At 65.8% G+C, this 22,210-nt stretch carries 21 protein-coding genes; 9 read left to right on the plus strand and 12 right to left on the minus strand.

The annotated features are described in order from the left end of the window. Positions 1 to 58: 58 nt before the first annotated feature. Positions 59 to 607 (minus strand): sigma-70 family RNA polymerase sigma factor, encoded by a 549-nt coding sequence (locus tag ACQR0Z_RS03935; protein ID WP_006612137.1) that lies wholly within the window; start codon positions 605 to 607, stop codon positions 59 to 61. After that, positions 608 to 844 (minus strand): NepR family anti-sigma factor, encoded by a 237-nt coding sequence (locus ACQR0Z_RS03940; protein WP_434856306.1) that lies wholly within the window; start codon positions 842 to 844, stop codon positions 608 to 610. Positions 845 to 1,040: 196 nt separating this feature from the next. Here ACQR0Z_RS03940 and ACQR0Z_RS03945 point away from each other — a divergent pair, with 196 nt between their 5' ends. Beyond that, the gene (locus ACQR0Z_RS03945; RefSeq protein ID WP_434917739.1) at positions 1,041 to 1,844 is read left to right on the plus strand and encodes a response regulator; all 804 of its coding nucleotides are present in this window, start codon (positions 1,041 to 1,043) and stop codon (positions 1,842 to 1,844) included. Between the two features lie 72 nt (positions 1,845 to 1,916). Here ACQR0Z_RS03945 and ACQR0Z_RS03950 read toward each other — a convergent pair whose 3' ends face one another. Further along, positions 1,917 to 2,408, minus strand: coding sequence for an energy transducer TonB family protein (locus ACQR0Z_RS03950; RefSeq protein WP_434917740.1), 492 nt, complete (start codon positions 2,406 to 2,408; stop codon positions 1,917 to 1,919). Between the two features lie 308 nt (positions 2,409 to 2,716). Here ACQR0Z_RS03950 and ACQR0Z_RS03955 point away from each other — a divergent pair, with 308 nt between their 5' ends. Continuing rightward, on the plus strand, positions 2,717 to 3,166 hold the full coding sequence (locus tag ACQR0Z_RS03955) for a hypothetical protein (protein WP_434917741.1): 450 nt from the start codon (positions 2,717 to 2,719) through the stop codon (positions 3,164 to 3,166). A 75-nt stretch (positions 3,167 to 3,241) separates the two neighbouring features. Here ACQR0Z_RS03955 and ACQR0Z_RS03960 read toward each other — a convergent pair whose 3' ends face one another. From ACQR0Z_RS03960 to ACQR0Z_RS03970, 3 genes are all read right to left on the minus strand, one after another. Beyond that, a complete protein-coding gene (locus tag ACQR0Z_RS03960) occupies positions 3,242 to 3,685 on the minus strand; it encodes a hypothetical protein (RefSeq protein WP_434917742.1) in 444 nt (147 codons plus the stop codon). 101 nt (positions 3,686 to 3,786) lie between these two features. After that, the gene (locus ACQR0Z_RS03965) at positions 3,787 to 4,158 is read right to left on the minus strand and encodes a DUF883 family protein (RefSeq protein WP_434856301.1); all 372 of its coding nucleotides are present in this window, start codon (positions 4,156 to 4,158) and stop codon (positions 3,787 to 3,789) included. Positions 4,159 to 4,238: 80 nt separating this feature from the next. Beyond that, positions 4,239 to 5,357 (minus strand): AI-2E family transporter, encoded by a 1,119-nt coding sequence (locus ACQR0Z_RS03970; protein ID WP_434918020.1) that lies wholly within the window; start codon positions 5,355 to 5,357, stop codon positions 4,239 to 4,241. Positions 5,358 to 5,580: 223 nt separating this feature from the next. Between ACQR0Z_RS03970 and ACQR0Z_RS03975 the strand changes: the two genes are divergently transcribed. After that, positions 5,581 to 6,321: a L,D-transpeptidase gene (locus ACQR0Z_RS03975; RefSeq protein ID WP_434856299.1), complete on the plus strand. Its 741-nt coding sequence runs from the start codon at positions 5,581 to 5,583 to the stop codon at positions 6,319 to 6,321. Positions 6,322 to 6,336: 15 nt separating this feature from the next. Beyond that, complete coding sequence (locus ACQR0Z_RS03980; protein ID WP_434917743.1) at positions 6,337 to 6,996, plus strand: DUF2865 domain-containing protein; 660 nt, start codon at positions 6,337 to 6,339, stop codon at positions 6,994 to 6,996. 13 nt (positions 6,997 to 7,009) lie between these two features. On the opposite strand, the gene ACQR0Z_RS03985 is transcribed toward ACQR0Z_RS03980, so the two are convergent. Beyond that, positions 7,010 to 9,103 carry a methyl-accepting chemotaxis protein gene (locus ACQR0Z_RS03985; RefSeq protein WP_434917744.1) on the minus strand — a complete coding sequence of 698 codons (2,094 nt, stop codon included), beginning with the start codon at positions 9,101 to 9,103 and terminating at the stop codon, positions 7,010 to 7,012. A gap of 65 nt (positions 9,104 to 9,168) precedes the next feature. Beyond that, on the minus strand, positions 9,169 to 11,262 hold the full coding sequence (locus ACQR0Z_RS03990; protein WP_434917745.1) for a methyl-accepting chemotaxis protein: 2,094 nt from the start codon (positions 11,260 to 11,262) through the stop codon (positions 9,169 to 9,171). Positions 11,263 to 11,438: 176 nt separating this feature from the next. Between ACQR0Z_RS03990 and ACQR0Z_RS03995 the strand changes: the two genes are divergently transcribed. After that, the gene (locus tag ACQR0Z_RS03995; RefSeq protein ID WP_434856295.1) at positions 11,439 to 11,594 is read left to right on the plus strand and encodes a Thivi_2564 family membrane protein; all 156 of its coding nucleotides are present in this window, start codon (positions 11,439 to 11,441) and stop codon (positions 11,592 to 11,594) included. A 63-nt stretch (positions 11,595 to 11,657) separates the two neighbouring features. On the opposite strand, the gene ACQR0Z_RS04000 is transcribed toward ACQR0Z_RS03995, so the two are convergent. After that, positions 11,658 to 13,832 carry a malate synthase G gene (locus ACQR0Z_RS04000; RefSeq protein WP_434917746.1) on the minus strand — a complete coding sequence of 725 codons (2,175 nt, stop codon included), beginning with the start codon at positions 13,830 to 13,832 and terminating at the stop codon, positions 11,658 to 11,660. A gap of 1,053 nt (positions 13,833 to 14,885) precedes the next feature. Here ACQR0Z_RS04000 and ACQR0Z_RS04005 point away from each other — a divergent pair. Beyond that, a complete protein-coding gene (locus ACQR0Z_RS04005) occupies positions 14,886 to 15,359 on the plus strand; it encodes a hypothetical protein (RefSeq protein ID WP_434917747.1) in 474 nt (157 codons plus the stop codon). A gap of 201 nt (positions 15,360 to 15,560) precedes the next feature. Here ACQR0Z_RS04005 and ACQR0Z_RS04010 read toward each other — a convergent pair whose 3' ends face one another. Beyond that, on the minus strand, positions 15,561 to 15,947 hold the full coding sequence (locus tag ACQR0Z_RS04010) for a hypothetical protein (protein WP_434917748.1): 387 nt from the start codon (positions 15,945 to 15,947) through the stop codon (positions 15,561 to 15,563). Positions 15,948 to 16,280: 333 nt separating this feature from the next. On the opposite strand from ACQR0Z_RS04010, the gene ACQR0Z_RS04015 reads away from it, so the two are divergent. Beyond that, the gene (locus tag ACQR0Z_RS04015; protein WP_434917749.1) at positions 16,281 to 17,267 is read left to right on the plus strand and encodes a cytochrome-c peroxidase; all 987 of its coding nucleotides are present in this window, start codon (positions 16,281 to 16,283) and stop codon (positions 17,265 to 17,267) included. A 229-nt stretch (positions 17,268 to 17,496) separates the two neighbouring features. Here ACQR0Z_RS04015 and cysC read toward each other — a convergent pair whose 3' ends face one another. Next, entirely contained in the window at positions 17,497 to 19,413 is a 1,917-nt protein-coding gene (cysC, locus tag ACQR0Z_RS04020; RefSeq protein ID WP_434917750.1) for an adenylyl-sulfate kinase, read from the minus strand. Positions 19,414 to 19,429: 16 nt separating this feature from the next. Beyond that, positions 19,430 to 20,224: a sulfate adenylyltransferase subunit CysD gene (cysD, locus tag ACQR0Z_RS04025; protein WP_434918021.1), complete on the minus strand. Its 795-nt coding sequence runs from the start codon at positions 20,222 to 20,224 to the stop codon at positions 19,430 to 19,432. A gap of 234 nt (positions 20,225 to 20,458) precedes the next feature. Between cysD and cysG the strand changes: the two genes are divergently transcribed. Both cysG and ACQR0Z_RS04035 read left to right on the plus strand, forming a co-directional pair. Continuing rightward, the gene (cysG, locus tag ACQR0Z_RS04030; RefSeq protein WP_434917751.1) at positions 20,459 to 21,889 is read left to right on the plus strand and encodes a siroheme synthase CysG; all 1,431 of its coding nucleotides are present in this window, start codon (positions 20,459 to 20,461) and stop codon (positions 21,887 to 21,889) included. Continuing rightward, positions 21,890 to 22,204, plus strand: a complete 315-nt coding sequence (locus ACQR0Z_RS04035; RefSeq protein WP_434917752.1) for a DUF2849 domain-containing protein — start codon at positions 21,890 to 21,892, stop codon at positions 22,202 to 22,204. Positions 22,205 to 22,210 lie beyond the last annotated feature (6 nt).

The raw sequence follows: 22,210 nt of genomic DNA on the forward strand, positions 1-22,210 counted from the left end.
AGGCGGCTCCCGGAAACGGGGCCGCCTCTTTAACCGTTCTGTCGGGCTGCGAGCGGCGTCAGCCGCCGCTGCCACCGATCACGGCCCGCACGGTTTCGTCCGGACCGAAATCCTCGGCTCCCTCGACGTAGAGCAGAGCCGCGAGTTTCGAGCGCGCCCGGTTGACGCGGCTCTTGATTGTCCCGACGGCGCAGCCGCAGATCGCGGCGGCATCCTCGTAGGAGAAGCCGGATGCACCGACCAGGATCAAGGCTTCGCGCTGGTCCTGCGGAAGCTTCTCCAAGGCGGCCCGGAACTCCTCAAACTCGAGATGCGCGCCTTGCGAGGGATGCGTCTTGAGCGTCTTGGCGTAGTTGCCCTCGGCATCTTCAACCTCGCGCCGGCGTTTGCGGTAGTCGGAGCGGAACAGGTTGCGCAAAATGGTGAACAGCCAAGCCGGCAGATTGGAACCGGGTTGAAACGAGTCGATGTTGGCCAGCGCCCGAAGCAGGGTTTCCTGCACCAGGTCGTCAGCGCGATCGCTATTACCGCTCAAGGAAATCGCAAATGCGCGGAGGCTGGGGACGGCCGCGAGGATATCGTCCCTCAAGGAATCAGTGAGAGGCATTCACTCCCTCCCGTCGTTCTGGTCGGTGGATCCCCCGCCGTTCTCCACGTGGGACTTTGCTGCCGGTCCATCAAGCTTGCGAACCAAATCCGCAAACCGATCAGGCACCCCCTGGCGGACGACATCGTCGTACATCGCGCGGAGTTGATGACCGATCCTCGACTGGATCTCTGCGTTGAGTCCGCCGGGCTTGCGCGGTGCCGCATTCTTGCTGGCTTGAGACTTTACATCTTTCATGACCTTTTCCACGTTTCCCCGAGAGTTAAGTCCCTGAAGCTTCAAGAATTATTCTCGCCACCGAGAGGGTCTGTCGGGAACTAATGCAACGGGCCGCGAAAAGTTCCACGCGTTTGGGGAACTTTTCTTAATGTCGGGCGTAATCAGCGCATCATGGAACTCGGGCCGACCGCCCGGAATACCAAATGGAGTGGGGATGAGCCGATCACAGCTAGTTGCTGAACATTTGCCGCTGTTGCGCCGGTATGCACGTGCTCTCACCGGTAGCCAGGGGTCCGGGGACGCCTATGTCGGCGCCATGCTGGAGGCTCTGATCCAGGATCAGGCGCTGCTGGACGAGCGGTATGGCGCGCGCGCCGGTCTTTTCAGGCTGTTTACCCAGATCTGGAATTCGGTCGCGCTCAACGACGATGCCGAGGTCGCGACCTTGCCGATGCCGCCCGAGCGGCGCCTCTCCAACATTACTCCCTTGCCGCGGCAAGCCTTCCTCCTGCTCTCCCTCGAAGGGTTCCCGGAGGAGGAGGTATCGTTCATCCTGGATATCGACGTAGCGGAGACCCGCCGTCTCGCCGATGCGGCCGGTCGCGAGCTCGCGGCTGAGATTGCGACCGACGTGCTGATCATCGAGGACGAGACCTTCATCGCGATGGATCTCGAGAGCCTCGTCAAGAATCTCGGCCACAACGTCATCGGTGTGGCGCGCACGCATGCGGATGCTGTCGCGCTTGCGAAGAACAAGAAGCCCGGCCTCATCCTGGCCGACATTCAGCTCGCTGACGGCTCTTCCGGTCTCGATGCCGTCAACGAACTGCTGCGGACATTCGAGGTTCCCGTGGTGTTCATCACCGCCTATCCCGAGCGCTTCCTGACCGGCGAGCGGCCGGAGCCGGCGTTCCTGATCTCCAAGCCGTTCCAGCCGGCGATGGTGTCGGCGGTGGCGAGCCAGGCGCTGTTCTTCCAGCGCAACTCACGCAATCGGATGCCGAAGCCGGCGGCCTGACGCGAAGCGAGCTTGGTCCCAACCCACGGCGCGCCCCGCATGGGCGCGCCGTCTTCGTTGTGTAGGTCTTGCTCAGCAGCCCCGGCAGATGGTGTTGAGCTTCGCCTTGAGGGCTTTATCGTTTGCGGCGATTTCGTCAGACAGGACGCCGAAGGGCCGCAGCGGCACAAACACGACGGGCAAAGTGAATCTCAGCTCCTCATCGGGCCATTCGCGCGGTGGAGGGGCGAACGGCTGTGAGCGTTCGACCATGGCCAGCGCCTCCTGGTCCAGCGCCGGCTCGCCCGTGCTTTCGAGCAAGGCTGCAAACCGCAAGCGTCCGTCTCGGTCGATCTCGAATACGACCTTGGCCTTGCCGCCCTTGTCCTTTGCCTCCGGAGGGACGCGGCGATGCATTTTCAGCTGCAAGACGAGATCTCTGACCCACTCGTCCCTGGTGCCGCCGAACGCCTCTGCCGGTCCCAGGAGCGCAAGCGCCAATGCCACGCGAGCCGACGCGCAAGGCAGCCAACCTGATCGCATCCCAGCCCCCGTGCCGGCTACCGCCGCGAAATCCTCGGTCAATCCATACCGCCAAGGGCCGTTGGCAGCAAAGAGCGGGGCAAACGGGGGAGATCAAAAAGATGCGGGGCACCGCCGGCATCACCACGGCGGTGCCCCGCGTCGCCGGTCAATGGGGCAGGGGGAATAACCGGCTGCCGAGATGACGCGCCACCCCGAAAGTCGTTCCCACCGCGATACAGATTTTTTCGATCAGCTGTCGAGGATCACGGAAGTGTTGACACACGGTTAAGTGATTTGCCCGTCCGCGAACCCAGCTCGTGCGACCCACGTTGGTATGCCGATCGCCTGACGGCGAGGGGAGCAGAGATATGTCGCAGACCGCGAAAGTTGTCGTTCTGAGTTCGCTGGCCGCCTCGGTTATGCTCGTTGGCGCCATGCAACTTGCGTCGGGGCACGATCTCGCCTCTCTGGCGACCGACGCCGCGGCCAGGGTCTCCGCCAGCGACAGGAGCGTCGTCGCGACGTCAAGTCACGTCAATCGGAGCGCAAAGTCCGACCGGGCTGCAACGGCTGCGGAAGCTGCGCCGACGCAGACCGTATCGATCAAGCTCACCGCGTTCGCCGACACAACGTTCCTGATGCGCCTTCCCGTCGCCCCGCCTGCTGCGAGCGTCGCTCCTTCGGTGCCCCAGGGATCGCAGCTGATCACGACGGACGGCCGGCAGCAGGCGACGAAGCATCCAGTCGCGTGTGAGCCGTCGGTGTCCGTCCTGACCGAAATTGCCAAGCGACTTCAGCCCGGCCGCTGCTTGACTTGATCACGCTCTCCGCCAGCGCGAGACTGGCGCCGAGCGGCCTGTGAGTCCGGATCGTTTTGGACAATCCGTGGAATGTCACTCGGCCGGTGATTGGCTCTCTCCGGCTTGCCGGCTGACGAAGATTCCAAGCGCGAGGCCGCCTACGGCCAGAATTGGGACCAGCCGCTTGACGCCGATCATTCGGACGATCTGCAGCCCGCTGGCGAGCAGCATCGGGTCGGCTAGGACGGACTGGGCGGCTGAGCGCGCCGTGTCGGCCGTCCGCGAGGCGCGCCTGTTGATGGCACGTTTGCGCACCATGTAGCTGATCGCTGCGATCAAGGTGACCACGAAGAAGATGGCTGCTCCCGTGAGGCACGCGGCGACCAGCCCGTAACGCTGGAAGACGGCGACGAAGGCGGCTGCACATAGAAAGCTCGTGGTGACGAACAATCCCGCCGCTGTGGCCATGGCCAGCGACGTCAGCCGAACGGCATGTCCGGTCGATTCCTGGACGTCCGCGATCAGGCGCTGAAGCATGTCATCAATCTCCGTGTTCGCTCATTCCTGTGGCCCTAAACTGAATCGGCGCCGATGCCGGCGCCGAAAGACGGGTCGTTGCTTCGCCGCACTTCACTGAGCTAGCGACGCCAAGCCGCGCCAATCAGGAATCCGAGGCCCAGCGCGAGGCCGACAGTTGCGAGCGGCCGCTGCGCGATCACGTCCTCCAGCCGCTCTTCGAGCGAGTTTGCCGCGTCCTGCGCGGCGCCGAACATGGCACTGCCACGCTCGGACATGTCGTCGAAGGTCTGATCCACGTTCTCGCGGGCCTGACGATAGCCGCTCCGGGCTTGCTTGCCGGCCTGTCCGGCAAAGGCGTTCAAGGCATCGGTGATCTGTTCGGTGAGGGCTGCTATATCGTTCTTCACGGCGTGAACATCCTTCTGCAAGCGGTCATAGTTCGCTTTGTCGGTGAGATCTTTCAGGCTGATTTCACCATCGGGCGGTGGCATGGAAAGCTCCCGGGGCCAGGCTCATATGTGTCAGCTGCAGAAACGCCGCGTGCCGGCCGAAGTTCCTGCCTTGAAACCAATTAGTCAGACGGCAGTTGCGGCGAATTGTCAGGCAGCAGGTGCTCTTTCATGATGATCCCGACAATCAGCAGCGGCGACGCCAGGAAGGCGCCCATCGGGCCCCACAGCCACGTCCAGAACGCCAGCGCGATGAACACGGCGAGAGCATTGAGCGCGAGCCGCCGGCCGATGATGGTCGGGGTGACGAAGTGCCCTTCCATGAAGGTGATGACGGCGAAGATCAGAGGGCCGACCATGCCGGCGCCCAGAGTCGGGAACGCGATGGCGCCGACCACGACGAGCACCACGAACATCGCGATCGGTCCGATGATCGGGATGAAGTTCAGCGTTGCGGCCAGTGCTCCGAGGCCGGCCGGGTTCGGCATTCCTGTCAGCGCGCAGGCGAGGCCGGTGGCGATGCCGACGCCGGTGTTGATGAAGGTGACGGTCAGCAGGTAGTTGCCGAGGTGCAGCTCGAGCTCATTGAGGATACGCAAAGTCCGCAGCCGCGCCTCGTGATCGCCGAAGGTCATGATCAGCGTCCGCCGCAGATCGCGCCAGCTTGCGATGAACAGCACCAGCGTTGCGAAGAACAGCAGGAATTCGGTGAAGGTCGGGGAGAGAAATTCGATCGTCGGCTGCACCCAGTCGAACTTTGGAAGCTCCAGGCTGGCCGGCGCCGCCGTGCTTCCGCCTCCGATTGCCGCCTGCATCTCGTGCCACAGCGCGAGCGGCCGATCGAACACGTGCAGCTTCGCCTTCATCTGCGTCGCAAGTTCGGGAAGCCGGTTCGTCCAGTCCAGCACCGGCGCCGAGATCAGGCCGATGATGAAGGCAAGCCCCGCAGCCACGGCGATGACGATCAGCACGGCGCCGACACTCCGGGGAATATGGTGGCGCTCGAGAAAGTTGGCTGCGGGCGACAGCATCGTGCCGACGACGAAGGCCATCACGATGGGCAGAAAGAACGCTTTGGCGACGTAGAGTACGCCCGTTACGCAGATCGCCGCCAGAATGACCAGTGCGATCGCGACGACCTCGGCACGCTTGATGACCGGAGGTACTTCCTGGCTGCTTTCCGTGACGGCTGCGGCCTCGTGCCCGCTCGCCAGGAGTCGCTCGGTGGGAAGGACACGCACCATGGTTTCCCCGGCGAATGGAGCGCAAAGCTCGCAATGTCATGTTCTGAATTGGGATGGATAACCGCTGGTCCCCAGGCCGGTTCCCTCGCGAGAACGTGAGCATCATTGCGCTTGACTGACGCAGGTCGACCACATCGCCGCGGGAACTACGGCGACCTATGTGACGTTTGAGGAGGCAATCACGCATCGCACGGCGATGCTCGTCTGACAGGGGCATTCCATGACACAGATCTCTTCCGGCAGCCGGTTCAGCCTGCGCAGGACTGCGACGCTCGTGCTCGGCGCGGCTGCGCTCGTGCTCCTGCCCGGTTCGGCTTCGCATGCCCAGAGTCTTGGCTACGCGCCGGTCGAGCAGCAGGCGTTTCCGCCGGATGATACTGACGCGGCGGCAGTGACGCAGGATGAGGATAGCCAGCTGCCGGACCGCCTGCGTCGCACGGTCGTCAATCTCGATACCCGCGAGGCGCCGGGCACCATCATCATCGATACCGGCAACACCTATCTCTACTACGTGCTGGGCGGCGGCCGTGCGCTGCGCTATGGCGTCGGGGTCGGCCGCGAGGGCTTCACCTGGTCGGGCGTGCAGACGGTGACGCGCAAGGCGGAGTGGCCGGATTGGCATCCGCCGGCGCAGATGATCGCCCGCCAGCCCTATTTGCCGCGGTTCATGGCGGGCGGCCCCGGCAACCCGCTGGGGGCGCGCGCGATGTATCTCGGCTCCAGCGAGTATCGCATCCACGGCACCAATGATCCGACCACGATCGGGAAGTTCGTCTCGTCGGGCTGCATCCGCCTCACCAATGAGGACGTCTCGGATCTGTTCAGCCGCGTCCAGGTCGGCACCAAGGTCGTTGTGCTGCCGAAGAACGGCTCGCTGCAGGCCCGCACCGGCGCGCCCCGCGTGACGTCGTTGTCGTCGGGACGGCAGGCGATGTCTTTGCCTGTTGCCAGCATCAACTAAGCGAGGACCGCGACCATGACCAATCGACGGATCTTCGCCGCCATCGCGGTCGCAACCCTGGCCGGCGCAGGCGCGCTGGCCGGCCCCACCAGCGCGGGCGCGCAGGACTTCTTCTCGCAGCTGTTCGGCGGCTTCAACGCGCCGCCGCGGCCGCAGCCCTACATTCGGATGCCGTTCGCCGACGAGGCGCCCGTACAGCGTCCGGCGCCGCGCGGCGATGTCACCTATCGCAGCGGCGGCAGCAGCAGCGTCGCCTGGTGCGTCCGCACCTGCGACGGCCGCTACTTCCCGCTCGGCGCCACCGGCGACCAGAGCAAGGAAGCGGCGTGCAACAGCTTCTGCCCGGCGTCCAAGACCGAGGTGGTCTATGGCAGCGCGATCGACAATGCCGAGACCGACGGCGGCAAGTCGTATTCGGCCCTGCCCAACGCCTTCAAGTACCGCATCGAGATCGTCGACGGCTGCACCTGCAACGGCAAGGACCATTTCGGCCTCGCCAAGGTGTCGATCGACAACGACCCGACCCTGCGCAAGGGCGACGTCGTCGCCAGCGACGATGGCCTCAAGGTCGCCAACCGCACCGGCTCCGGCAAGCGCGCCGAGCTGAACTTCTCGCCAGCGCCGGCCGCGCTGCGCGCGAAGTACGAACGCGCGCCGGTGATGGCGTCGGACTGAGCCCGCGTAGCCGTCAGGCCGCGCGGATCTTGCCGAGGAAGTCCGTGACCTGATGGCCGAGGCTCCTGCTTTGGTGCTCGAGCGTCTCCGAGGCGCGCCGCACATTGTCCGCCGCCGCCGCTGCGGCGTCGGCGTCCGACTTCACGCCGGCGATGTTGTCGGAGACGTTCCTGGTGCCGTCTGCGGCGAACTGCGTGCTGCGCGAAATCTCCTGCGTCGCCGCGCCTTGCTCCTGCACGGCGGCGGCGATGGCGGTGGCGACCTCGTTGACCTCTCCGATGATGCCGCCGATGCGCTGGATCGCATCGATCGCGTCATTGGCGACGCGCTGGATGTCGGCGATCTGCTCGGAAATCTCGTCGGTCGCCTTCGCCGTCTGGCTTGCCAGGGTCTTGACCTCCGAGGCGACGACGGCGAAGCCCTTGCCGGCCTCGCCGGCGCGCGCAGCCTCGATGGTCGCGTTCAGCGCCAGAAGATTGGTCTGCGAGGCGATGCTGTTGATCAGGCCGACGACCTCGCCGATCCGGTTGGCCGACTGCGACAGGCCCTGAACGGTGCCGTCGGTCATGCGGGCCTGGTCGACGGCGCGGCTGGCAATGCCGGCGGCATGCGAGGCCTGCTTGCTGATATCGGCGATCGAGGCGTTCAGCTCCTCGGCGGCCGACGCCACCGTCTGCACGCTCATCGAGGCATCGCTCGAGGCCTTTTCGGCGACTTCGGCGCGGTCGTTGGTCTGCCGGGAGACGTTGGTCAGGCCGGCCGACGTCGCCTGCATGTCGGTCGAGGCGCGGCCGAGCTGCTCCAGTGATTGGCGCACCTGCCCTTCGAAAGCGGCGACATGGGCTTCGATCGTCCGCTGGCGCGTGGCCGTGGCGGCATTGCGCTCGCGCTCCTGGGCCTCGATCGCAAGCTTGTCCTGAGCCTGCTGCTTGAAGGTTTCGAGCGCGTGGGCCAAGGCGCCGATCTCGTCCTGCCGCTGCGTATAGCCGGTGTTGACGGCGAGATCGCCGGAAGCCACCTTCAGCATCGCGTCGCGCATGGTGTGGAGAGGAATGATCACGTGCCGGCTGATGGCCATGACGGCGGCAGCCGCGGCGATCATGGCCAGGATCAGCAGCGAAGATTGCAGCAGCAGCGAGCGCAGAGCTGCGGCATTCTGAGTGCTGGCCTGCTGTCTGGCCGCATCGAGGGCGGCTTCCGCGACCGTGATCGCGGTGGCCATGCGGCCGACCGCCAAGGGGCTCCATTGCGTGGTGGTGATCTCCGGCTTCTCACCCTTGGCGACGGCTGCAACGAGCCGGTCAGCGAGCCCGACATATTGCGGCTCGAAATAGGCGGTCTGCGCGGCCTGAAGGGCCGTCGAGAGGGCCGGCGGCAGCTCCATGCCGGTCGTCGAGAGCTGCAACGCGGTCCAGCTCGCCTCGGCGCCCCCCATCAGCTTCCGGTAAGCGAGCTGGTTCTCCGGCGAGATGCTGCCGCTGTTGATCGCATTGCCGACGATCGACGATGCCTCGCCCGCGACGCTGCGCAACAGCCAGGCAAACTGCTTGATCGAGAGCAGCTGATCGATGGCAGCGTCCTGATGATTGACGCTCGTGACCAGCGCCGTGCTGATCTTGTCGAGCGTGGTCAGCAGCGTGGTGACCGTTTGCACGTAGTTGTCGGCCAGCGCCAGCCGGCGGGAGGATTTCGGCTTGGCGACCTCGCTCCAGAATTCGGTCTGATAGGCCAGGAGGGCCTTTTCGAGCCGTTCGAGCTCCGGAATGAGCGACTGGCTCTGTGCGAATTCGATCGCCGGCAGCAGTTCGCGGGCGCGCCCCAGCGCGGGCATTTCGGTGTCGCGCAGCGAGCGCACATATTTCTCGGCCGCCGGCTCCATCGCCTGGTCGGCATTGATCGCGCGCGGCGTGGTCGACCGGTCGCTGCGCAGATTGGTCATCGCGGTGAATAGGAACGCGGAAGCCTCCGTGACCTTGACGATGTTGCCGGTGACCTGCAGCCGCCGCCATGATTCCCAGGAATTCCAGGCGAAGGTGCCGATGACGATCAGGGCAGAAAATATGATCACCGTTTTGAGAACCGCGGCGACGGTGAAGCGACTAAGCATGGAATCCTCGAGTCTCTAGGGCGTTTCGCGTGTTCGTCTGCAGGATCGTCATCCCGATGGTCTCCTCAAGCCGCGCGAATCTTGCGGAGAAAATCCGTGACCTGATGGCCCAGGCTGCTGCTCTGGTGCTCCAGCGTCTCCGAGGCGTGGCGCACGTTCTCGGCTGCGGCGGCCGCAGCGTCGGCGTCCGACTTCACGCCGGCGATATTGTCGGAGACGTTCCTGGTGCCGTCGGCCGCGAACTGCGTGCTGCGCGAAATCTCCTGCGTCGCCGAGCCTTGCTGCTGCACGGCGGCGGCGATCGCGGTGGCGACCTCGTTGACCTCGCCGATGATGCCGCCGATGCGCTGGATGGCATCGATCGCGTCGTTCGCGACGCGCTGGATGTCGGCGATCTGCTCGGAAATTTCGTCGGTCGCCTTGGCGGTCTGGCTGGCGAGCGTCTTCACTTCGGAGGCGACGACGGCAAACCCCTTGCCAGCCTCGCCGGCCCGGGCAGCTTCGATGGTTGCATTCAGCGCCAGCAGGTTGGTCTGCGAGGCGATGTTGTTGATGAGCCCGACGACCTCGCCGATCCTGGTCGCGGATTGCGACAGTCCCTGCACCGTGCCGTCGGTCATGCGCGCCTGTTCGACGGCGCGGCTGGCGATTCCCGCGGCATGCGAGGCTTGCTTGCTGATGTCGGCGATCGAGGCGTTCAGTTCCTCGGCCGCCGAGGCGACGGTCTGCACGCTCATCGACGCATCGTTCGAAGCCTTCTCGGCCACCTCGGCGCGGGCATTCGTCTGCCGCGAGACGTTGGTCAGCCCCGCCGACGTCGCCTGCATGTCGGTCGAGGCCCGCCCGAGCTGTTCCAAGGACCCGCGCACGAGCCCCTCGAACTCGGCGACATAGCTCTCGATCGTGCGCTGGCGCGCGGCAGTGGCGGCATTGCGCTCACGCTCCTGGGCCTCGATCGCGAGCTTGTCCTGAGCCTGCTGCTTGAACGTCTCCAATGCATTCGCCAGTGCGCCGATCTCGTCCTGCCGCTCGGTGTACCCGGTATCGACGCTGAGATCTCCGCCGGCGACTGCGAGCATCGCATCGCGCATCCGGCGCAGCGGCCGGATCACGCGGCGGTTGACGGCGGCAATCGCTGCGCCGCCCGCGATGATGGACACCAGCAGTATCGTGAGCTGCAGGATCAGCGCCTCCATCGCGGCGCCATGTTGCGCGCCGGAATATTCTCGCGCCGCCTCGAGCGCCGCCTCGGCGAGCGTGACCGCGCTGCTCATCTTGCCGACCGAGAACGGACTCCACTGATAGGGCGTCATCTCAGGCTTCTCGCCCTTCTGCAGTGCTCCCAGCAGGCGTTCGCGCAATCCGGTGTATTCGGCGGTGAAGTAGGCCTTCTCGGTATTCGTCATCGCCGCGGACAGCGCGGGCGACAGCTCCATGCCTGAGGCCGCGAGCTGAACGGCCTTCCAGCCTGCATCGATGCCGCCGACGAGCTTGTTGTAGGCCAGCATGGACTCCGGCGACACTTTGCCGGCCGTCAGGCCGTTGCTGACGATCAACGACGCCTCGCCGGCGGTGTTGCGCATCAGCCAGGCCATCTGCTTGATGATCAGCAACTGATCGACGGTCGCGCTCTGGTGATTGACGCTGGCCGCGGCACTCGTCGCGGCCTTGTCGAGCAGGATCAGCAGAGCGTCGAACGTCTCGCCATACTCCTTGGCCAGGCCGGCGCGGCGTGCCGGCTTCGGCTTGACGATCTCGGTCCAGAATTCGGAATGCTGGTTGGTCAGCGTCTTGTTGAGGCGCTCGAGCTCGGAAGCGAGGCTCGGCGCCCCGGTGAAGTTCATGACCTGCAGCAGCTCCAGGCCATGGCTCAGGGCCGGCACGTAGATCTCCCGGCCCGCGCGGAGAAACTTCTCGGTATCGGCATCCATGGCCTGATCCGCGTTCAAGACGCGGATCGTGGTCGAGCGGTCGCTGCGCATGCTGTTCATCGCCTTGAACATCACGGCGGAGAGATCAACGACGCGCGCAATCCGCTGAGCCGCTTGCAGCCTGTTCCAGGACGCCCATGCATTCAGTGAGAACACCACGATCACGGCGAGCGCGGCCATCATGATCACGGTCTTCAGCAGCGACGAAATAGTCAGGCGGTTCAGCATGTTCAGCTCCGATTCACCGCATCTGATCGTAAAGCGGTAAAGATCCGCATGACTGTTCGGTCCGTGAAACTACGGGGGTTGAATGCGCGATCAGAGGTTCCGGACACGGAACCTCGCGCCTCCGAGCGGGTTGGGTCCCCAGCGCCAGCGCGTCCACCACTTGTCAGGGGCCCTTCATGCTCGTCAGTGCTCTCGTCACCTTTCTCGTCGTCATCCTCATTCTCTATCTAATCAACCTGTTGCCGCTCGACGGCCGGGCCAAGCAGATCTGCCGCGTCGTGGTCATCGTTCTCGGCGTGATCTCGCTGCTGAGGTACATCGCGGTGATATGATCCGGATCATGATACCGTCATTGGAAAAAAAAAGCCCCGGCCGATCGCCGGGGCTTTTCGTTGTCAGGCCTTTGCCTTCTCGCCTGCCTTGGCCTCGCGCCGCCGCGCGGTCAGGATGTATTCGGTGTAGCCGTTCGGCTGGGTCCGGCCTTCGAACACGAGATCGCACGCCGCCTTGAACGCGACGCCATCGAATGACGGCGCCATCGGCTGATACAGCGGATCGCCGGCGTTCTGCTTGTCGACGACGACGGCCATGCGCTTCAGTGAGTCCATCACCTGGTCCTTGCTGACCACGCCGTGATGCAGCCAGTTGGCGAGATGCTGGCTGGAGATGCGCAAGGTCGCGCGGTCTTCCATCAGGCCGACATCGTGGATGTCGGGCACCTTGGAGCAGCCGACGCCCTGGTCGATCCAGCGCACGACATAGCCGAGAATGCCCTGGCAGTTGTTGTCGATCTCCTGGCGGACGTCATCCGGCGCCCAGTTGGAGTTCGACACGGGGATGGTGAGGATGTCGCCGAGCTTGGCGCGCGGCCCGCCCTTCGTCAGTTCGTCCTGCCGAGCCTTCACATTGACCTGGTGATAGTGCAAAGCGTGCAAGGTGGCGGCGGTCGGCGACGGCACCCAGGCGGTGGTGGCGCCCGCCTGCGGGTGGCCGATCTTTTGCGCCAGCATGTCGGCCATCTTGTCCGGCGCGGCCCACATGCCCTTGCCGATCTGCGCATGGCCGGGCAGGCCGTCAATCAGGCCCATGTCGACGTTCCAGTCTTCGTAGGCCTTGATCCAGGGCTGCGCCTTCATCTCGTTCTTGCGGATCATCGGACCCGCTTCCATCGAGGTGTGGATCTCGTCGCCGGTGCGATCGAGGAAGCCGGTGTTGATGAAGACGATGCGCTTGGACGCCTGCTGGATGCAGGCCTTGAGGTTGACCGTGGTGCGGCGCTCCTCGTCCATGATGCCGACCTTCATGGTGTTCTCCGGCAGGCCGAGCAGCTTTTCGACGCGCGCGAACAATTCGACCGTCAGCGCCACCTCGTCCGGGCCGTGCATCTTCGGCTTGACGATGTAGATCGAGCCGGTGCGGCTGTTCTTGACCTTGGAGTTGCCCTTGAGGTCGTGGATCGCCAGCAGGCCGGTGACGACGGCATCGAGGATGCCTTCCGGCACTTCCTCGCCGTCGGCGCCGAGCACGGCGTCGGTGAACATGTGGTGTCCGCAGTTGCGGATCAGCAGCAGGCTGCGGCCGTGCAGAGTGAGCGTGCCGCCGGACGGCGTCGTGTAGCTGCGGTCGCTGTTCAAGGCGCGGGTCAGCGTCTTGCCGCCCTTCTCGAAATCGGCCGACAGCGTGCCGTTCATCAGGCCGAGCGTGTTGCGATAGACCAGAACCTTGTCCTCGGCGTCGACGGCGGCGACCGAGTCCTCCATGTCGAGGATGGTCGAGACCGCGGCCTCGAGGATCATGTCGGAGACGCCGGCCGCATCGTCCTTGCCGATGACGTGGCTGCGGTCGATCACGACCTCGATGTGCAGGCCGTTGTTGGCGAGCAGGATGACGCTCGGTGCGTCGGCCGAGCCCTGGTAGCCGGCGAACTGGTCGGCATTCTTCAGCGCGGTGGCATTGCCGCTCTTCAGCTTCGCTGCGAGCTGGCCGGCGATGACGCTGTAGGCGGTGACGTCGGTGTGGCTGCCGGTGGCGAGCGGCACGGCGGCGTCGAGGAACGCCTTCGCCTTGGCGATCACCTTGTCGCCCCTGGCCTTGTTGTAGCCGCGGCCGCCCTCGCTCGGATCATGCGGGATGGCGTCGGTGCCGTAGAAGGCGTCGTACAGCGAGCCCCAGCGCGCATTGGCGGCGTTCAGCGCATAGCGGGCATTGGTCAGCGGCACCACCAGCTGCGGGCCGCAGATCTTGCCGATCTCTTCGTCGACATTGGCGGTCTCGACCTTGTGGGTCGCGGGCTCGGGCAGGAGGTAGCCGATCTCCTTCAGGAACGCCGTGTAGGCGCCGAGGTCGAACGCCTTGCCCTTGTTGGCGAGGTGCCAGGCGTCGATCTTGTCCTGCAGCGCGTCACGGACTTTGAGCAGCTCGCGGTTTTTGGGGCCGAGATCGCGCAGGAGCGCGGCCAGCCCGGCCCAGAACGCGTCCGGATCAATTCCCGTCTTGGGGGCCGCCTCCTTGGCGATGAAGTCGAACAGAACCGGGGCGATCTTCAGTCCATGGGCGTCGATACGGGTCATGATGAGACGTTTCTCTCGGGTCAAAGCGACGTTGCGCGTGTTCTGGCATGCTGAAATGGCCGCCTGCGACGGGCGGCGTGTGCAGTGCATTTAACGCCAAAGCGGGGGCCAAGGAAGGGGGGAGGGGGGTATCGCCGTTGGTCGGGGGAGGGGCGCGGCGGGGTCGGTCTGGGCGCTTCCGGAACAACCCGCGCCTGCCGCATGCGATCCTGCCGCCGCCTCCACGGCTGTCATCCCGGGTCCGCCGCCACGCCGGAACTGTCGCCATTATCTCCGCTGTCATCACCCGCGAAAGCGGGTGATCCAGTACGCCGCGACCTCTCGTGGGCCTCACTGCCGACTCTGGAATACTGGATCGCCCGGTCAAGCCGGGCGATGACGGCTGTGGGTGGGGATGCGGCGGCGCACTCACGGGGATGGTCGCTCATCGAAATCATAACTCATGCGAACCCATCCTCGCGGCGCCAGATCGCGTCCGAGCTTTGCTCTTGCTCGCCCCTCGATCACGAGAGGCGCAGGGAAGGCCGGGTGCAGGCTGCACCCATGGCCCGCCTGCAGAAAAAAATGCAGGCGGCAGTCACCACAGGTACGAGCCGGACATCCGGCCTTCCCTGCGCGATGGATTGACGGTTGCTCCGTGGTCTCCCCGGTGCGCCGGGCTTTCTGGTCACCGTTGCCTACGCAGCGCGTTGGCGCTTCGCAGACGTGGCATCAGCATCGGGATGCCAGGACCCCACGGCTTGGCCGTGCGCCCCGGGACTGTCCGTCGACATGATTGCTCGCGCCGCAGCCCAAAGCGCCCACCGCATCCCGCACCCGACGTCCGTGACGGCCGCGAACTGTCCCTCGTGTGGGACGGGATGGGCAGAGATAAACATGATTTCCGAAAAAAAGAAAGAAGAATATTTTTCGCCACGGGACTGGACAGGGCAAATCAGGTTGAACCGGCAGACGAATTCGAGTTTTTAGCGTGCAGGGGAATAGGTGCATCAACAGAACACGCGTAGGGCGCTCAGCAGCCCTCGATGCGCTTCAATCGCACGGGAGCCGTACATGCCTGATCTTGCTCTCGATAGGATAGCCGGGGGCCGTGCCGGAGCCGCTGCAACGGAGGACGACATTCGCATGTTGACGTCGCGGCTTGGAAGTCGCCTGACTCCGGAATGGCTGCTGTCATTGCTCAGAACGTACGCTTTGGCCGGAAAACATTTCGACTTGCCGAGCGACGCGGACGCGTCCGGTATCGGCGTGGCGCTGGTCTGGTTGACACCGAGCCAGATCGCTTCCGAGGCGACCGAAAGCGAGCCGGGACTTTCGGTCGCCTCGCTTGGCTTCGTTCCGATAGGCGCCTGCGCCGTGGGATCAGGTGATCCCTATTTTCTCGATCTCCGCCAGGGCGCCGCCGATCCGCCCCTGGTCCGGATTCCTCATGACTTCGCCGTCGAGCAGCCGTACCCGCTGGACCGTGTCGAGATCGTGACGGGCACGTTGAGCGAATTCTTTGCCCGGGCGAGGCTTTCGCTATGAGGCGTGCGCTAGCGCGTGTCTCCTGAGCAGTGTGCCAGCGGCGTCAAAAGGCGGACTCCTCTGAGTGCACGTCCGGTGCTAGAATTTGAATAACGATCGGATGCTCATCGATGCAGGCCGATTGCGCGGTGTGAGACGGTGGGCACGCGCCGCCTTCAGCATCGCTTTGCCCACCCTACGAAACCGGCACTTCCGCTACTATCAACCGCCTGCCGCCACCCGCCTTCGCTCATTGGCATGCTCGTTGTCGTATTTGACGCGGGCGCGCTGCTCGGGGGTGACGCAGACGATGTCGCCGGCATAGGCCTCGCGCCAGACATAGCCGGGGATGCAGGCCTTGGGGCCGTTGCTGCGGTCGGCGTAGTTGATGCGGTTGGGCGCCTGGCGATTGTCGTTCGCGGCGCGGCTGCGCTGATCATAGGTCACGCAGGTGCGGTCGCCGGGATAAGCCTGGCGCCAGACGAAGCCGGCCTTGCAGCCGTCCGGCGGATAGAGGCGGCCCGCCTGGGTGTGGGTCATCCCGCTCAGCACGGACATCGACAGCAGCATGACAACCAAGACGATGTTGGTGGTGCCGAAACGTCCCATGGGTCCCTCCGTGAGTACAACGCATGCGGCCGGTGATTGCCGCTCAGCCGGGGCTGTCGCTGCGCGCGGCTCGACAGCGCCGCCGTCAGCGATACGCTCACGTTTAGAAATCGCGGGCTGCGCCGACCGTGATGCGGATCACGCAATGGGGTGAGGCCGCGTTTGATCCCTCGAACGCCGGAGCCAACAACAGCAACTCATGCGGGGCGAGGCACGGCGGTTGTGCGGCGGCCGGCGCACCCCGCGCCGATTCAATGCCGCCGCGCAGTCCTACTTCGGACTTAAAAGCTTTCGATAACGACTCGCATCTGGTGGGGTGCGGGGAGTGGTGTCATGGCGTTCACTGGGCTGCGGTCGGTCGTCCTGTGTCTCGGACTACTCACCTTGCCCGCGCTCGCGGCCGACAAGTCGGTGACGCCGTATCTCTCCGTGGTGCCGGAGAAGCCGAGCCTGCTGCAGCGGCTGGCGTCGGTGCTGCGACCCAAGCCGGTGCGGGCGGCCGAGCCCGCACACAAGGCCGCGCCTCGTCATGTCGCCAGCGTGGCCAAGAAGAGCAAGGCTCCGCCTGCCGCTGTGGCGACGGAGACGCCGGCGTTGTCCACGACCGTCGGCGCGGCGATGACCTCTCCAGCGCAACTCTCCGAGGCCGACCTCGCCGCCAAGGGCCTCGCGCTGTTCAACGATGCGAGCCTGTCGGGCGGCAGCAAGGCGTCCTGCGCCACCTGTCACTTCTCGACCGGCCACACCAACAACAAGACCTATGTCGGCCTCGATGTGGTTGCGGACGGCGATCCCAACGGCCGCAACACGCCGACCCTGTGGGGAGTCGGCGAACGCTCGGTGTTCGGCTGGCAGGGCCAGGCCGCGACGCTCGAGGACAGCATCCGCGGCATCATCGTCAACCGCATGAAGGGGCCGGAGCCTTCGAAGGAAACCCTGGCGGCGCTCATCGCCTATGTGAAGACGCTGAACTATCCGGCGAACTGGCAGGTCAGGGAGGACGGCACGCCGCGCGAGGATGCGAGCCCGGCGGTGAAGCGCGGCTTCGAGCTCTATGTCGGCGACGGCGGCTGCGGCACCTGCCATCAGCTCCCGAGTTTCGACAAGAAGAGCAAGGACGACATCGGCACCGGCGGCAAGTTCAAGGTGCCGACCCTGCACGCGGCCGCATCGACCGCGCCGTATTTCCATGACGGCCGCACGGCCTCGCTGCGCGACGCGGTCAAGCTGATGTGGGAGTTCTACGCCAAGAAGATGGAATCGCGGCTGCCGACGGAGGCCGAGCTCGATGATCTCACGGCGTATGTGGGGGCGCTGTGACGCGCGTTAGAGCAGTCTCATTCGCAACTCGACCCGCGCGAACCCTCAACCCTCTCCCTGAGGAGCCCGCCCTGAGGCGGGCGTCTCGAAGGGCGAGGCCCCGATGCGGGCCTCATGGTTCTCAAGGCGATGCGAGAGCATCGCCTGAACGCGCCGCCTTGGGCAGCTGTCGCGGAGAGGCTGCGGAGTAAGGCGCTCCTCACCATGAGGGGCAACAGCGGCCTTCGCCTCAGATATTCGCGCCGAGATCGGCGATGTCGTCGAACAGCACGCCAGTCCGGGAGAGCAGCGCTTCGAGTTCATCGGTGGCGTCGGCGATGCCGCGGGTGGCGGTGTCGAGCACGAGCTCGGCGTCCAGCGGCGGCTCGTAGTCGTTGCCGATGCCGGTGAAGTTCTTCAACGCGCCGGCGCGGGCCTTGGCATAGTGGCCCTTGGGGTCGCGGCTCTCGCAGATCTCGGCCGCCGTGGCGACGTAGATCTCGCGGAACAGGTCGCCGGCGATGCGCCGCGCGGCGGCGCGGTCCTCGCGCGCCGGCGACACCGCCGCGACGATCGCGATGTGGCCGTTGCGGGCGAGATGGGTCGCGACCTCGGCGAGGCGACGGATGTTCTCGGCACGGTCCTCCGGCGTGAAGCCGAGATCCTTGTTGAGGCCGGCGCGCACGGTGTCGCCATCGAGCAGCACCGGCGCGCCGCCGCGGCCGAACAGCCGCCGCTCCAGCGCGCGGGCAAGCGTCGACTTGCCGGCGCCGGGCAGGCCGGTCATCCAGACGACAGCGCCCTTGTGGCGGTAGCGGTCGGCACGCTCCTGCGGCTGCAGCGCGGATTCCACGGGGATGATGTCGACCGGCGCGGCGCGCTTGCCCGCAGCGATCGACAGCACGAGCCCGCCGCCGGCGATGCGGCCCTGGACCTCGATGACGAGGCGGCCGGTGCGCGCGTTCTCGGTATAGGGATCGACGGCGACCGGCTGGGTCAGCGCGATCTCGATCTCGCCGACATGGTTGCGCGCGATCGCATTGTTTTCCTCGTTCGAGAGCGAGCCGGGATCGACGGCCTTCTCGATCGCGACCACGCTGCCGCGCGCCTCGCGAGTGCCGAGCCGCACCAAAATGTTGTCGCCCTTGGCGAGCGGCTGGTCGTGCAGCCAGAAGATGCGGGCATGCAGCCGGCGCGCCGCCTGCGGCTCGCGGCCGACATGGGCGATGATATCGCCGCGCTCGATGAACAGCTCGCGGTCGAGCGTGATGCCGACCGAGCGGCCCGCGCCTTGCGCCGATGTCACCGGCGTCTGCGGCCAGCCTTCAACGGTCTTGATCTTCGCGATCTTGCCGGCCGGCATGATCACGATCTCGTCGCCCGAGCGCAATTCCCCGGCCTCGACGCGGCCGGCGACGATGCGGCGGTCGTCGAACTTGTAGATCGCCTGCACCGGCAGGCGCAGCGGCAGGCTTGACAGCGGCTTGGCCGGCTCCAGGCCGTCCAGCGCCTCGACCACGGTCGGGCCCTTGTACCAGCCGATCCGCGAGGTCAGCTCGGCGACGCCATCGCCGTCGCGCGCGGAGATCGGGATGACGGCGACCGGCTTGACGCCTAGGCCCTGGAGATGCGCCGAGATCTCGGCCTTGATGTCGTTGAAACGGGCTTCGCCGAAATCGACGCGGTCCATCTTGTTCACGACCACGGCGACTTGGCGAACGCCGAGCAGATGCAGGAGATAGCCGTGGCGGCGGGTCTGGTCGCGGACGCCTTCGAGCGCGTCGATGATCAGCACCGCGCCGTCGGCCTGCGAGGCGCCGGTGATCATGTTGCGCAGGAACTCGGCGTGGCCGGGCGCGTCGATCAGCACGACCTCGCGCGCATTGGTGCGGAAGCGGATCTGCGTGGTGTCAATGGTGATGCCCTGGTCGCGCTCGGTCTGCAGCGCGTCGAGCAGGAACGACCATTCGAACGGCATGCCGCGGCGCGCGGAGACCGCCTGCAGCATTTCAAGCTTGCCATCGGGCAGGCTGCCGGTCTCATGCAGTAGGCGGCCGACCAGGGTCGACTTGCCGTGGTCGACGTGGCCCACGATGACGATTGAGACCTGCGGGCGGCTGGTGCCGTTCGGCGTGGCGGGAGCGGCGGCCGGGACTCTCATGTTCATGACCTCGCGCTCCGCTCTAGAGATAGCCGGCGACGCGCAGACGCTCGAAGGCGTCCTCGGTCTCATGGTCGAGCGCGCGGCCCGCGCGCTCCGGCACCTTGGTGCTTTCGAGCTCGGCGAGAATTTCCGCGATGTTCGACGCATTCGACGCGACGGGGAAGGTGATGTCCTGGTCGCCGAGCGAGCGATAGCGCTTGCCGTTCTTGGCGAGATACAGCGGGATGATCGGAATGTTCTCGCGCGCGGTGTAGGCCCAGATATCGGCCTCGGTCCAATGCAGGATCGGATGGATGCGCAGATGCGCGCCCTGCGGCGGCGAGGCGTTGAAATGGTCCCAGAACTCCGGCGGCTGGTCGCGCACGTCCCAATTGCCTTCGGCGCCGCGCGGCGAGAACACGCGCTCCTTGGCGCGGGTCGCCTCCTCGTCACGGCGGATGCCGGCGATCAGGCCGTCAAAGCCGTGCTTGGCGAGCGCCATCTTCAGGCCCTCGGTCTTGCGCGCCGCGGAGCGCGCGGCTGGCGGCAGGGTCGGGTCGACGGCATCGATCGGCGGGCACGGTTCGACGCGGAGATCGAGGCCCCATTCCTGCGCGTAGGTGTCGCGGAAGGCGTACATCTCCGGAAACTTCTTGCCGGTATCGACATGCATCGCCGGAAACGGCACCCGGCCGAAGAAGGCCTTGCGCGCCAGCCAGATCATGACGTTGGAATCTTTTCCCAGCGACCACAGCAGCGCGAGCTTCTTCAGCCGTGCAAAGGCCTCGCGGAGAATGTAAATGCTCTGCGCCTCCAGCTGGTCGAGATGATCCATCGTCGGCGCGGCGCCGAGGACACGCGGCATGGAAGATGCTTGATCCAGCTCGGAAGAGGGCAACCGGTCTCTGGAAACGTCGTTGGTGAGAATGTGCATGCTGTCAGCCATCGCCTGCTTGGGAGAAAATTCTATGGCGAAGCCAAGAAATAATTTTCTCTTTACGTCCGCAGCGTGACACTTATATAGAAAATAATTCCAGTCAACCCCGAAGAGTCGAAGCCGAAGAGCGCAATGCAATATCTGCCGGTGTTTCTCGATCTGAAGACCGGCCCCGTGCTGCTGATCGGCGCGGGCGAGCTCGTGCGCGCCAAGCTGAGAGTCTTGCTGTCCGCGGGTGCCCGCATCCGCTGGTTCGCGACCGATGGCGATTTCGATCTCGGCGGGCTTAACGACGATCACGGCCAGATCGAGCGCGCCGAGGGCGATCCGCTGAGCGCGGATCTCACGGGCGTCATTGCGGTGCTCTGCGCCGGTGCCGGCGACATCGGCGTGGCGATGTCGGCGCGGGCGCGCAGCGTCGGCCTGCCGGTCAACGTGATGGATGACCTCGCGCATTCCAGCTTCATCTTTCCGGCGATCGTCGATCGCGGCGACGTCGTCGTGGCGATCGGCACCGGCGGCTCGTCGCCGGTGGTGGCGCGCCGCGTGCGCGAGCGCATCGAGGCGCTGCTGCCGGCGCGGATCGGCGAGCTCGCGGGCTTCATCGGCGACTTCCGCAAGATCATCAATCCGCTGATTGCCGAGATGCCGCTGCGCCGCCGGTTCTGGGAGCGAGTCGTCGACGGCCCGATCGGCGCGCTGGTGCTGGCGGGGCGCAAGCAGGAAGCTGAGGCGGCGCTGAACGGCATCGCCGATCTCACCGCGTTCGCGGGCGCCGATCATGCCGGCCGCAGCGAGGGGCATGTGACCCTGGTCGGCGCCGGTCCCGGCGATCCCGATCTTCTCACGATCAAGGCGCTGCGCGCGCTGCAGGACGCCGACGTCGTGTTCTACGACGAGCTGGTGACGCCGGAGATTCTCGACCGCATCCGCCGCGACGCCTCGCGCGTTCCGGTCGGCCGCCGCGTCGGCAAGCCCGGCATCGGCCAGGACGCGGTCAACAAGCTGCTGATCGACGCCGCGCGTGAAGGCAAGCGTGCCGTGCGCCTGAAGGGCGGCGACGCCTACGTGTTCGGCCGCGGCGGCGAGGAGGTCGACGCGCTGCGCAACGCCGGCGTGTCCTACACGATTGTCCCCGGCATCACCGCCGGCATCGGCGCCGCCGCGCAGTTCGAGGTGCCCTTGACCTTCCGCAGCAAGGCGCTGCGCATCACCTTCCTGACCGCGCACAAGGAGCGCGATGCCGAGGCGGTCGACTGGTCGGTGCTGACCGACACCAAGATGACGGTGGTCGTCTACATGGGCATGACCGCGGCTCCGGCGGTGCGCTCCGGCCTGCTCGCCGCGGGCCGTTCGCCGCAGACGCCGGTCGGCGTGTTCGCGCGCGTGACACGCCCCGACGCGCAGGCTGCGGTCGGCACGCTCGATCAGTTGCCGGATCTGGTCGCCAAGATCGATGGCGGTCCGGCCATTCTCATCATCGGTGACGTCGTGGCGCATTCGGCGCCGTGGCGTCAGCAGAATCTCAGTGGCGTGATTGCAAAACTCCTGGAACCCGTCTGAATGACCTCCCCGCTGCAACAGAAGATCAAGATCACCGGCCCCTCGATCGTCACCGCGAACCGCACGTGGGACGGCGCCGTCATCTACCGCACCGGCAGCAAGAGCTGGTCCGATGAGCTGACCGACGCGGCGATCGTGCGCACCGCCGACGAGGCGCGCGCGCTGCTGACGGAGGCGGTCGCCGATGATCTCAACGCGATCGGCTCCTACATCGCTCCCGTCGAAGTCGCCGCCGACGGCGCGGTCAAGCCCGGCAACATGCGCGAACACATCCGGCTGACGGGCGCCACCATCGCGCTCCCGGCTCAAGCCTGAAGGCCT

This window comes from Bradyrhizobium sp. HKCCYLS3077 (assembly GCF_051167555.1).
Lineage (GTDB): Bacteria > Pseudomonadota > Alphaproteobacteria > Rhizobiales > Xanthobacteraceae > Bradyrhizobium.